Below are 13253 nucleotides of genomic sequence, written 5' to 3' on the forward strand. Positions count from 1 at the left end.
AATACAAATACAAATACAAATACAAATACAAATACAAACCATAGCATATGTATTCTGAAGGTGTTCTGTTTCTCGTGTTCATAAAAGAGATGGGATATCTTCAAGCTATAAGATTTCCTTAAGTGAATAGAGCCGAATATTATTAAAAGAAGTTTAAATAACTTTACCTGTGAGTTTCATTATTTTAAAAGTTAAAACTCGCAAATAAAGGAAATAATGCTGCTGCAATCCGAAAAGTCTGAAAACACAATTACCACGAATTGACTATACATTGAGCATTAGGCTAAATTTTGTGGAATAATTTCAAATACACTAAATCAAACTGGAAATTCAATATTAGATTTCTCCTTTGATAGTATATCTATATTAATAGAATGAACTTCATGTCCATTATGATCCCCCAAAATCGTTTGACCATAAATTTGATTTTCTGGAACATAATTGTCGACTGAAGTTATCAAGAGCAATATCAAAATAAGTGTTGGAATAATAGTCAAGGAGCAGAGTGTTTTAATTTTCATACCTCAGATAGAGAAAAAATAATTTAAAAAGTTTTATGCAGTTGAAGTTTGTTATACAAAAAAATTTGAAGAAATCAAACTATTGAGATTTATTACTAGCGGTTTTAGCTATCACTGCAGACTTATTCAAACCCTTCAGAGAGACAAACTTAAAGAATAAGAAATGGATAGTCAGCGATTTATTTTCAACAAACAAAGCCAGCGATGAATAGATATTCAAGCAAAATTTCTGTTAGTCGAATCCCCGAAGCGTTCAAAAGAGACCAATTCGGTCAAAGGTAAACGATTTTTCTTCTTGGTCCTACCATTAACTTTTTTTTTTGGATACCCAAATCCGACAACTATTACGGGTTTGTATTCAATTGGGATTAAAAAGTCATTCCTCATTTTGAGTTCATCAATCCCTGTAAATAGCGCAGAGCCAACTCCATAATTCCAGGCGGTTAGTTGCATGTTTTGAACGACTTTTCCAGCATCAATCAAATGAAAGCGAAAATACGGATTAGTCATTATTAGGATTGCAAAATTTGCACCCAATACCCATTTTCCACTGGTACTATCGTCAGATAATTTCTTTAGATTGTCCAGATTCTGGACTACAATGAATCTCCATGGCTGAGTATTTAGGGAACTACCAGTTAATCGAGCAGATTCAAGTATTTTGAGCCTAATTTCTGAAGAAACTTCATTTTTAGCATCAAACTCTCGGACCTCAAGTTTTGTCACTATGCACTCGTATGCATCCATGCTAAAGTCACTCCAGTTCCCTGTATTAACCATTTCAAATCTTTTTTCGATTAGATTTGAGTATTACAATGCAATTCATTTAATTCCCGCTTTTTTAATAATTTGAATTCAATTTAGAAACAAATGTTGGAGTCAATAATTTGATATAAAATAACGAAATCCCCCCCCCATGCAAGCATCAAAACTTTAAGTTGCATAATTGCGTGACAAAGCCAAATTTCGATGGTCTTGTCCTGTATTTACCAAAAAAAATTTTTTTCAGATAATCCAACAGGTTTTATTTATCTAAAAATAGGACTAGAATTAATTGAATACAAAATTGGCAAAATACCGTCCTAAAGGTATAGAGGTTAATCCGATCCTGAAATATTTGATTTCAAGTTCCTATGTTCTAAAGTGTGGATTAATCCATTCGATAAAACTAGCGTAGTTAAGAGATCTAGTATCTTCCAAATAATTAGGCAAGATCTTAATATATTTAAACCCATTTAGAAGGTCAAAGCTTAATACCATGTCATGCAGTCTGCAATCAACCACTTCATGTGCGTAATTAGATGGGTCATACCGGTCTGCATATTCACAGTAATTGTATAAACGCCCTCCAGCTATCATTCTTCTTAGGTTAAATTTCATCGTTATGTCCTTCCTACCCTGATAAAGCCTATGTCCAATACCTTTATGTCTGACTTGGGGATGAGTTGAAATATCAGCTCCATAAAGGCTGTCACCATTGCGAACATGAGTGGTAAGTAGACCATTTCCGGTTACCCCATTCCATGTATGCTCAGCGTATTCAGTTTTCAGCCTCACAATAAGACTAGTTGCAGACCCTACTATTTTGCCATCTAATTCGGCAACCAGTTGTCCCTCGGGAAATATTTCAAGATGATTTTGAAGTTCATGTTCGCTCCAAATATTGCCAATTTTTGCAAGGTCTGCAAATGACTGTTTCTGCAGCTCAATGATACCAGGTATGTCAGAATATTCTGTCTGCCTAATAACAACTGAATTAGCATCTATTACATAAAAAGAGCTCATCTACAACCATTACAAAATTGAATGTTGATTTAAATTTTATCTCCCCAAAGCTAATGCATTTTTAGAGTCAATAATAAAAGGAATCTAAATTGCAGATTAATAGAAGTTTAAATGTAGAGAAAGATTTTAAAAGACTTACATTATTTGATGGATCCTTTATTGTAGGTGTAAATTATCAAAAAAAATATCGAAATTCCTACTAATTACAGTTAAAGATCTCTGTTTAGAAAAGGTAATAGAGAGCTACATATCTATCTTACCCATTAGCATAACAATGAAAACAAGCATTAATAAGATCATCCTCGATTACTTAACTAGGCTAGGAAATATTATTGAATGACAGAGATTTTCAATTAAGTCCATTTGTTGAGCGTTTCAGCGAATACATTAATAAGATAAATCAATCTTTAGCTAGGGAAATAGATTGTTACTCATGGTCAGAATTTTACCAGCCTCTTAAATATGCATCCCATGGGGGGAAAAGGATAAGACCCTTAATCTTAAATTTGGCAGCAGAGTCCATTTTGAACATTGATTTAAGCGAAGTAGATTCAATAACAATGGAAAGTATTTCTGGAGCATCAGCTGCAATCGAATTACTGCATACCGAGTCTGTAATACATGACGATATTATTGATTCAGACAACACAAGGAGAGGTTTACCTTCCTTTCATGTAAAGTATGGATATAACGCAAGTATATTAACGGCAGATTTTATTTTAGGAATTATCCTTAATATCAGTGCGAAGACAAATAACAGGAGAATTACTCAAGAATTATCAAACGCATCAATCCGAATGAGCCAGGGTGAAATGTTAGAATTAAGATTAGTCAAAACTCACAAGATCTCTCAAGAACAATACATTAACGTTATTGAAAATAAGACAGCATCATTGTTCCAGGCATCTGCAAAAATAGGTGCCATATTGGCTAATGGTAACGAAGAGCAAATAAACGCTCTCTCAAATTTTGGAAGGCTTCTAGGAATTGCTTATCAGATACATGATGATTTAATTGATTATAACAATGAAGAGAGATTGTTTAATTTATTAGTAAAACAAAACGACGAGGATAACATATTCATAGAAATAATGGAAAACACATACCTTAATTATTCTATGCTTGCTAAGAAGGAATTAAATAAATTAGAAACCCATCATCGATCAAAAAAGATATTGGAAGATTTAACTAATTTGAGCTCGCTATCATAATAGTTTTATAAAAAAGCGCAGATTAGATTCAATAAAAATACCAAAATCCTAATTTCCACAGTTTTTCTGCTCTCCATGAATTGAAGTCCAATCCAACTTTTTTTGAATATTAGTTAATGTGAAAAATTCATATAGATTCTTTTTTTGCAAATGTAAATGAAAAAGTTGTGCTCATTTTATTATTTTTCTCGCGAACCCAAGGTAAGTAGTATGTCCTATCATTCTCATAGAAGGACGAGTTTTTCCTTGGCGAGCTTCAATTTTTCTAATAAAAATCTCAACGCAGTCAGAATCTATAAACCCACTATAGTGAAATTGAGTAGCCAAATTTTCAAGTTGATTCATAGTCGGACAAATGCAAACAACAGAAGCTCCGTTTTTCATAACTGGATGAACAGTATCCAAATAATTCCATGGATCGCCTAGATCGATTATTACTAGATCTATATCCCTTAGCTGATTTATACGAGTCTCGTCAAACTTTTCTTGGGTTACAAAATTAATCATCCCAGATTTAGTTAAATTTTTTTGAGCGGTTGTCATGAAATCTTCATTAACATCATAAGTATGAACGTGGCCGGTTGGCATTACGATACTTGCAATAAATGTAGTAAGTGCTGCACTGCCCGTTCCTATCTCAAGTACTTGCGAGCCATTCTTCAACCCAGTTCTAGCGACTATGTATCCATAATCCTTTGGGTAAACTATTTGAGTAGAACGCTGAGATTTCATAACAAAATCATGAATATTAGGAGGCAGTAGGTAAATGCGTTTTTCTTTATTTGTATTGATGCTTAAACCAAATTCAAGTCCTATTGTTGCTCCAACATCAATTATCCCTAAGTGGGTATGCAACTTTTTTTCTTTTTCAGCTCGTATAAGCCATTTCTTATCGCTATTATAGTAAAAGAGCACTAATGAGCCTTCGGTGATTAACACGAGTTTCCTTTAAAACAATGACTAAATATAATTCAAACATTAACAAAGGGTTAATTTATCTTGCTAAATATTCAAAAGCATGGTTGAATTTGAGAGGATGAAGAAAAAGAGAAAGTTACATTTTAATGTGATATTGAACTCGAAAACCAACTTATTATATTTTACTCTGGGGTTTACAATTATTATCTTATCCTCAATCATACCGATATTTGGATTAAAACTCGTAGATTCAGCAATCACTCATGATCAAAACAAATTTGTTCATTTGATAGGCGAAGTCAAAAATGATGACCCAAACCCGGTTGACAATATTTACGCCAAGGGAATCTTGTTTGGAAAAAATAATTCACAACTAGGAAACTACAGTAACCAAGTAGACGTGCATCCATTAAGTCATGGTGAAACTTCTCCATTTGATATATTGGTCTACGATAAAGGAATTAACGAACTTATTAACACATTTAAAATTGAATTTGAATTTAATTCAACATCAATGGAACCTAAAAGGGATTTGACTATTGGATCTGTTACTTCAAGATTAGACTTCTCGGGGTTTTATTATATTAGTGGTAGAGTTACTAATAATATGAACTTAATGTCCAATAATACACTAATTATTGCATCGGTAGTGGACAAGAATGGTAATTTGTTGGGAATTTGGAAGGCCCAAACCGAACCATATAATATACCACCACTGGGTTCAGCTTCGTTTACTATCCCAGTAACAGATAAGATTCAATCCTTCAAATTAAACAACTATACTCTATACATCAATAACTTGTAATTAAGAAAAAAGCATTTTATGAGGGATTATCATGAGGAAAAGAGGAATATAATAGGCTTTTTCAATTACTTATTCAGGTCTAGGGCTTTTCAAAGACAATACATATTTTTCGATCTCGTTAAATCTCTGTGTTGCACTCTCTCCCTGTAATACAGGGGCGAAAATTTCATCAGTCTTAATTTTATGGAGAACTTGGATTACCTCATCAATGGTAACTCCATGTTTTAAATCATAGTCAACTTGTTTGCAACAATTCGCAATAGTTCCATATCTCTTGTGCTGTCGCTTCTCCCAAATGCTAGCAGTTTCCGATAATCCAGTTATAAATTTCTTAATTGTTTTTTCGACATGCTCTAAATGCCATTGCTTCATGGGAAAACTGTTTTGCGTCAAAAAAATATCATTATATAATACATTGGACATACATATAAGTGAAACTTGTTTTCTGTAACTGATGATATAACATTTGCATTATCTATTGAAATGTTTGGTTAGACATGAAAACTTTGGATTCACATACAGGAAGATGCCTTCCGGTTTATCCCCATCCAATACTTAATTTAGAGTGTTCATCAGGAGAAAAGTTTCTCATTATATCCGACGTTCATATTGGTTGGGAAGAAAGATTAAGGAAGGCTGGACTAAAAGTAGACCTTTCAGGTAATGTCATAGAGATGGTCAGAGTTCTCTTAGATGTTCAACACAAAACAGGTATTTCCAATTTGATTATATTAGGTGATTTAAAATCCTCAACAAGTATTATTACTAAATCTGAATGGGGCAATGTACCTCTTTTCATAAGGACACTTGAAAAATCATTTAATATTTTCATCATACCAGGGAATCATGATGGTAAGTTATCACATCTTCTGCCGCTTAATACAAATTTGTTGCTTCCCAGCGGATTAAGAATCGACGATGTATTGCTTTTTCACGGTCATACCAGACCAAGGATTACATCGGATATTAATAGAATTATCATAGGTCATTTACACCCGGTTCTAAAAAAGGATGGAAGTATCTTTAATAACTCCAAAGTTTGGGTGAAAATAGTATTATCTAAAATAATTTCAAGACACGGCAAAAATCAGGAAGAACGAAATATAGAAATAATCATACTTCCCCATTTTAACGAACTGATAGATTATTACTCCAAATCAAGTAAGATTAGAGTTGGACCTCCTAACAAATCAAAATTACCATTTTTGGACATGTTGATTTACAAACAACATTGGACTTTGTTAAATGGATACATGTATTCAACTGATGGAACATTAGTAGGTACTTTGCAAGATGTAATGACACTTCTCTATGGAACTTCATCAAACCAAAGGACTGAAACCTTAAATTAATGTTCATTAACAGGCTTAACTGTAGGACTATTATGCCTCATCCATTCTAGTGTTTTTACAAATGAAACAGTGCTTTCAATAGTAGTCAAGACAGGAATACCCATTTCCACAGCCTTTCTTCGAATTTGATATTCATCATCTAACATGCCTACAAACTTTTCGATTGTTGATGTAGAAGGAACGTTAATGATAAAATTTATTCTTCTTTCAGTAAGTAAATTAAGTATATTAGGTTGTCTGTCAGGCTCGCTTATTTTGTAAACCAATTCTACATTTTCTACTCCAGACTGCTGATAAAATTCTGCAGTATGCTCGGTTGCATATATGGTATAACCCATAGAAGAAATTAAAGAAACTATAGGTTGAAGTATTTCTTTGTTTCTCTTTCCACCTACAGTTATGAGAGCTTTCCCGCTAATAGGAAGCGAGTATCCGGCGGCCAAATAGGATTTAGATAGGGCGTCGTAAAATGAATCTCCGAAACATGCTACTTCCCCTGTAGATTGCATTTCAACTCCTAGCATTATATCAGCTCCCTCCAGCTGCATAAAGGAAAACTGAGGTACTTTGATCCCAAATCCGGATTTTTTCAGCCAATGTTCGTTATCTAAATGAGGTAAATTTTTATTTAGAATAGCTTGGGCAGCCAATTCGATTAAATTTATTCCAAAAAACTTTGATACAAAAGGCATTGATCTAGAAGCGCGAACGTTCGCTTCTATTACTAACACCTCATTGTTCTTAACCAGATACTGTATATTTAATGGCCCAATAACCTTTAATGCAGTCCCAATTTTCACGGAGTAATCCATTATGATGTCCATTGTTTCCCGGCTCAGTCTCCATGGGGGTATACACATCATCGCATCACCTGAATGGATTCCAGCATTGTCTATATGTTCAATAATGGATCCTATAACGATACCATCTTTGCTACCTATAGCATCTACCTCAACTTCAGAAGCATTCTCCAAAAATTTACTAATTACGATTGGATAATCAGGACTAACGCTGGAAGCTTCGGAAATAAATTGTTCTAACTGTTTTTCGCTCCAAACAACCTTCATCGCTGCACCACTGAGGACATATGAGGGTCTAACTAGGACGGGATATCCCTCCCTATTAGCAAAATCCTTGGATTCTTTCAAACTTTTAAAAATTTTCCAAGGAGGTTGTTTAATTCCTAATTCATCCAATAGCTTGCTGAATTTAGAGCGATCCTCTGCTCTATCTACATCCGCACTCGAAGTCCCAAGAATCGAAACGTTGTTCTTGCTTAAATTTGCGACAAGGTTATTAGCACTTTGACCCCCGACGCAAGCCACCAAACCGCGTGCATTCTCCTTCTCATATATATCCAAAACTCGTTCCAAGGTTAATTCTTCAAAATAAAGTCTGTCAGGTATATCATAATCGGTAGATACAGTTTCAGGATTACAGTTTATTATGGCTATATTATTCTCTTTATTGTGACGCAATCCAAAAACCATATTTACTGTTGCCCAATCAAATTCAACACTACTACCTATTCTATAAGGACCGGCTCCCAATACTATTATAGACCTATTCTGTACCTCTTTATGGAGATCAATGTCGTCGTATAATCCGTTATAAGTGAGATATAGATAGTTTGTTTTTGCAGGCCACTCTGCAGCAAGCGTATCGATCTGCTTAATTACAGGTATAATATCAAATTTTTTTCTTAAGTCTCTTACCTGTTCGGGTCCTATATTTAAGCATCGACTCAATTGCTTATCTGAAAACCCAAGCTTTTTGGCTTCTCGAATTTCTCTATAGTCAAACGGGTTTTTTCGTAACTGCGCCTCCTTATCCACTACATTTTTTATTTTTATTAAAAACCATGGGTCGATTGACGATAGTTTGTAGATTCGTTCAATGCTCAAACCCATTTTTATGGCTTTAACAACGTTAAAAATAATTTTGTCATCCGGATGAATCAAAGAATACTCAATTTTTTCAAGTTCAGGAGTATTGAGATAATTTATAGTCCCGTCAGGATTTTCCTCTAGTATCTTATCGAGAGTTTCGTAGTCATCTGAGTTGCACACCAACCCATCTTTTCCTATTTCACACATGCGTATTGCCTTCTGAATTACTTCTTCAAAGCCCTTTCCTATTGCCATTACTTCGCCAACAGACTTCATAGCACTTCCTAGCTTCCGCTTGACTAACTCAAATTTCTGAAAATCCCACCTAGGCATTTTTACGACCATATAGTCTAAAGCGGGTTCAAAACAAGCAGAGGTAACCTTTGTAATTTGGTTTAGCAGTTCAGGCAAAGTATATCCGAGGCCTATTTTTGCCGCCATGTATGCTAATGGATAGCCAGTAGCTTTGCTCGCCAATGCTGAAGACCTCGAAAGCCGAGCATTAATTTCAATGGCGCAATATTCATCAGAAAGAGGATCGAGCCCAAACTGAATATTACATTCACCATTAATTTTACAATATGACGTAGCCCGCAATGCTGCATCTCGAAGCATATGGTATTCCTTGTTATTCAAGGTCTGGGAGGGCGCAACCACGATATTATCCCCTGTATGAACTTTCATTCCCAAAACGTTTTCCATATTACATATTATCACACTGTTCCCTTCAAAGTCTCGCATTACTTCGTATTCGATCTGTTTCCATTCCCCTACGTATTTCTCGATTAAGACCTGATGAACCATACTAAGCGATAACCCACGTTGCACAATTTCATGCAGATCATATTCGTTATAAGCCACACCTCCCCCTCTGCCACCAAGTGTATACGCAACTCTAATAATTACTGGAAAACCTATTTCCTTTGAAACCTTCAATGCCTCTTCATATGAATAAGCGGTAGCACTTTCTAATACAGGCACATTACACTTTATCATTGAATCCTTAAACTTTTGTCTGTCTTCAGTAAGTTTGATCCCCTCAACTGCGGTATTCAAAACCTGTACGTCATATTTTTTTAATATATCACCGTCATAAAGATCAACGCCGCAATTTAATGCCGTCTGACCACCAAAACTCAGCATTATAGAATCCGGTCTCTCTAATTCAATAATTTGTTCAACAAAATTTGTATTTATAGGTAATAAGTAAACTTTATCGGCTAATTTATTATCAGTTTGGATAGTTGCAATGTTAGGATTAATTAGAACAGTAGATATTCCCTCTTCTTTTAAGGCCTTTAAGCACTGAGATCCAGAGTAGTCAAATTTGCGGTTAGGAAATATTCCTAACTTTCGCCTGCTTCTCCGATCTTTATTGCTCCGCTACCCAATACAAGTACTTTATTTATACTCTGATTTCGAGGCATTGCTTTTTATCACAACTATCAATTTGTTCAAAAATATGAACCTTTTATTTTAAATTTATATCTTTTTAAATTTGACTAAGACGTTCTGATCAATGTCTTAAATTTATCAAAAACATAGAGACAGTCGTCAGGCCCGGGTGAAGCTTCAGGATGAAATTGTACTGCAATTATAGGCTTTTTCTTATGGAATATTCCTTCAACAGTATTATCATCAATATTCTTAAACCAAATGTCGAATTCCGTATCCTTCAAACTTTCTAGGTCGATTCCGTAACCATGATTTTGACTTGTTATCAAAGTGTTGTTAGAGGTTAAATCCGTACAACTTTTGTTCTGCCCCCTATGTCCAAATTTGAGTTTATGGGTCTTAGCTCCTGCTGCTAATGCCAATATCTGATTTCCTAAACAAATACCTAATGTTGGAATGGAATTCTCAATAATTTCTGACGCCGTTAAAATAGTTTCTTTACAAACTACAGGATCTCCAGGACCATTGCTTAAAACTACCCCCACAGGACTAAATGATAAGATATCCTTAATGGTGGAGTTCCAAGGCAGTCGTACTACGCTGAATCCCATCCTTAAGATGTTTCTTATTATACTATATTTTGTGCCAGTATCAATAATGACAACGATGGGGTTTTGCTCCTTTCCATAATACATAGGTTTTTCCACAGAGACTTCTGGCATGAAATTGTATGAATCATAGTTAAAATTACTATCCCCTGGTAATTCGGACTCTGTCAATATTAAACGACCATTCATTACTCCAAATGACCTAATCTTTTTTGTTAGTTCTCTCGTATCTACTCCCGTTATACCCGGTATTTTTTCATCATAAAGCCACTGATCAAAGGTTTTTGTGCAAGACCAATGACTTGAAACATTGGAAAGATTGTTTACTATTACGCCTTTCGTTTGAATTTTATCAGATTCAAAATATTTTGGAAGGTCAAATTCATCAAGATCATCAAACCGTGGTACACCATAATTGCCAATAGAAGGATATGTAAAACATAAAACCTGTCCACGGTATGAAGGGTCCGTTAACGTTTCGGTATATCCGACCATTCCAGTATTAAAAACAATTTCTCCCGAAGCGTTTGTAGGATAACCAAACCCTATGCCTTCAAAAATTGATCCATCTTCTAAAATTAGTTTTGCAGAATTATGTATTTCTTTATTGAGAAGAGTCGGAATCTTTAATCCCTTAATACCAACAAAGGAAAACCATTAATAAATTTTTGTGGGCTAAGTACGAACTGGTTTATTATAATCATATTCTCTACCTCGCCATTTAATAACTGCCCTATTTTGGGAAGTTAGAATTGACCAAAGAAATGAAATCGACACGACAAAGCAACCTACAGGGGTACCAAAGCCATAGATAGATTTATGAGTACTTGCTCTTTTTAGTTGATAGAAGTTGGTGCCGAAAATTGCAATAATGCACATTACCGATACGACCAATAAAAAAATATAACTAATATCTGTAACTAAACTAGCCAGGTAAAATCCAACTGAATAAGAAAACATTAGGTAAGGAAAGGCCATTAATAGAAAAATTCCCACGGCTATGAGTATTGAGTTTTTCTTGTCAGTAAAGAATAGTGGCACTATTAGTCTTTTCAGTGAATTCCATAAAGTGCTAAAATCACGCGCCCAAAATGCATCTATAAGATTCTCACCCCTGTACATTCGAAGTTTAAAGCCTTCTTCCTTGAGTTTTTTCCCCAATGCACCATCTTCGACTATTTCATTTTTGACACTCTCATGTGTTCCTACTTTCTCATAACATTCTCTGGTTATTACGAAATAACTACCAAACAGGTAACCAAGTTCAACTTTGGGGTCATTGACACGCATTGGTGAATATCTGGTAAACATGAAGATTGAGAGTATGGGCAGAACCATCTTTATTATAAAATTAGGATACATGAGTCTAGGTACCGCCGTTATTACATCCATTTTTTCTAATAATAAAGTATTCAATGAATCAGTCAGACTATTGTTTGAGTGGATAGTATCCGCATCAGTAAACATAAGGTATTTTCCCTTGGCATTTTTATATCCTACATAGCATGGCCAATTTTTGCCGATCCACCCATCAGGTTTAGGTCCAGCAGGAATAATCCTAACCTTAGGATTGTTCTTGAATGATTCTACAATGGTTAAAGTCGAATCCTCGGAACTATCATCCACTATTAAGACTTCATATGCTTTAGCAGATTGATTTAGGATACTTTGAACACAATTTTCGATATATTTCTCCTCATTTCTTGCAGGGATAATAACACTTAATAAATCACAATTAGTTGTATTATCTCTTCCACCTTTTATTATTGGTGACTTGTCAAAAGACTTCTTTAATATGAACAATAAATATAACCAAATTCCAAATGCACCGACAACAATTACAATAAATATTAGGTTCAAAATTAGGATTGCAGCCACTAAACCTAAACTATCGATTCTCCATATATATACAATCAAGAATATACTAAAGCATTACTAAACATTTTTAAGTAAACATAATTCATAAGCTTATTTGATGCTGAAAAATAAGACCAATAAAAATGCTTTCAGTTTAATTTTAATTGTAGTTTCAATTGTTTTTTTTTCTGAGAACATTGTGGAATATTCCTATGCACAAAATAATTCTGATGTATCAAATCAGATTGCATCATGTGGGTTTGTCCAATTCTGTTCTAATCCTACAGTAATAGAAAGTTCTTCGCCTCAGTCTAATGTCATTTCACCGGGAACTCTGGAGCCTAATTTACAAACATCTCCTGACAGTGAGACACAAACATCTCCTGACAGTGAGACACAAACATCTCCTGACAGTGAGACACAAACATCTCCTGACAGTGAGACACAAACATCTCCTGACTCCGAAGTAATTCCCGACGTAACCTCAAATATTTCCCTCATTATGACCCCAGATCTGCCGAGCAATTTAGCAGAAGAAGACACACAGAATCCGCTTAGTACTTCAGAAGACCCGATTTCCGGTAATCAAAGTACTAACACGAATGCAAATGATAGTATGCCAACCTTTAATCCCAAGAATACTACGATAATTACACCTTCTAGCGGTGTCCAACAAAATACCACAAATGAAAATACTACTAATTTCGAAGAACCATCCCAACCTATTATCAACATAGGACAATCAAATCAGTCGGTTCCAGAAAATGAATCATTTGCGATCGGTGATTCAACAGCTGCTAATGAGACCATTGATTCAACAGCTGCTAATGAGACCATTGATTCAACAGCTGCTAATGAGACCATTGATTCAACAGCTGCTAATGAGACCATTGATTCAACAGCTGCTAATGA

At 34.7% G+C, this 13253-nt stretch carries 9 protein-coding genes and 2 pseudogenes; 4 read left to right on the forward strand and 7 right to left on the reverse strand.

Annotation, left to right across the window (positions count from 1 at the left end; translation table 11 throughout):
• Nucleotides 1-737: 737 nt before the first annotated feature.
• Nucleotides 738-1301, reverse strand: coding sequence for a nitroreductase family protein (locus F1Z66_RS11760; protein ID WP_230207534.1), 564 nt, complete (start codon nt 1299-1301; stop codon nt 738-740).
• Between the two features lie 351 nt (nt 1302-1652).
• Entirely contained in the window at nt 1653-2306 is a 654-nt protein-coding gene (locus tag F1Z66_RS11765) for a GNAT family N-acetyltransferase (protein WP_149863823.1), read from the reverse strand.
• 332 nt (nt 2307-2638) lie between these two features.
• On the opposite strand from F1Z66_RS11765, the gene F1Z66_RS11770 reads away from it, so the two are divergent.
• The gene (locus F1Z66_RS11770; RefSeq protein WP_149863824.1) at nt 2639-3517 is read left to right on the forward strand and encodes a polyprenyl synthetase family protein; all 879 of its coding nucleotides are present in this window, start codon (nt 2639-2641) and stop codon (nt 3515-3517) included.
• A gap of 171 nt (nt 3518-3688) precedes the next feature.
• Here F1Z66_RS11770 and F1Z66_RS11775 read toward each other — a convergent pair whose 3' ends face one another.
• Nucleotides 3689-4456 (reverse strand): tRNA (adenine-N1)-methyltransferase, encoded by a 768-nt coding sequence (locus F1Z66_RS11775; protein WP_149863825.1) that lies wholly within the window; start codon nt 4454-4456, stop codon nt 3689-3691.
• Nucleotides 4457-4589: 133 nt separating this feature from the next.
• Between F1Z66_RS11775 and F1Z66_RS11780 the strand changes: the two genes are divergently transcribed.
• On the forward strand, nt 4590-5240 hold the full coding sequence (locus F1Z66_RS11780; protein WP_149863826.1) for an FxLYD domain-containing protein: 651 nt from the start codon (nt 4590-4592) through the stop codon (nt 5238-5240).
• 69 nt (nt 5241-5309) lie between these two features.
• On the opposite strand, the gene F1Z66_RS11785 is transcribed toward F1Z66_RS11780, so the two are convergent.
• Nucleotides 5310-5663, reverse strand: coding sequence for a hypothetical protein (locus F1Z66_RS11785; RefSeq protein ID WP_149863827.1), 354 nt, complete (start codon nt 5661-5663; stop codon nt 5310-5312).
• Nucleotides 5664-5737: 74 nt separating this feature from the next.
• On the opposite strand from F1Z66_RS11785, the gene F1Z66_RS11790 reads away from it, so the two are divergent.
• Nucleotides 5738-6592, forward strand: a complete 855-nt coding sequence (locus F1Z66_RS11790) for a metallophosphoesterase (protein ID WP_149863828.1) — start codon at nt 5738-5740, stop codon at nt 6590-6592.
• Here the strand turns inward: F1Z66_RS11790 and carB are convergent.
• The 3 genes and pseudogenes from carB to F1Z66_RS11805 form a co-directional block, all read right to left on the reverse strand.
• A pseudogene (carB, locus tag F1Z66_RS11795) lies at nt 6589-9908 on the reverse strand (carbamoyl-phosphate synthase (glutamine-hydrolyzing) large subunit). The gene F1Z66_RS11790 and the pseudogene carB sit on opposite strands and share 4 nt — an antisense overlap.
• A 75-nt stretch (nt 9909-9983) precedes the next feature.
• A complete protein-coding gene (gene carA / locus F1Z66_RS11800; RefSeq protein WP_149863830.1) occupies nt 9984-11084 on the reverse strand; it encodes a glutamine-hydrolyzing carbamoyl-phosphate synthase small subunit in 1101 nt (366 codons plus the stop codon).
• Nucleotides 11085-11159: 75 nt separating this feature from the next.
• The gene (locus tag F1Z66_RS11805; RefSeq protein WP_195907537.1) at nt 11160-12362 is read right to left on the reverse strand and encodes a glycosyltransferase; all 1203 of its coding nucleotides are present in this window, start codon (nt 12360-12362) and stop codon (nt 11160-11162) included.
• Nucleotides 12363-12540: 178 nt separating this feature from the next.
• Between F1Z66_RS11805 and F1Z66_RS15885 the strand changes: the two are divergent.
• Nucleotides 12541-13253 (forward strand): annotated as a pseudogene (locus F1Z66_RS15885) (hypothetical protein); the annotation flags it as partial.

It is taken from the genome of Candidatus Nitrosocosmicus agrestis (assembly GCF_008389435.1).
GTDB classification, from domain to species: domain Archaea; phylum Thermoproteota; class Nitrososphaeria; order Nitrososphaerales; family Nitrososphaeraceae; genus Nitrosocosmicus; species Nitrosocosmicus agrestis.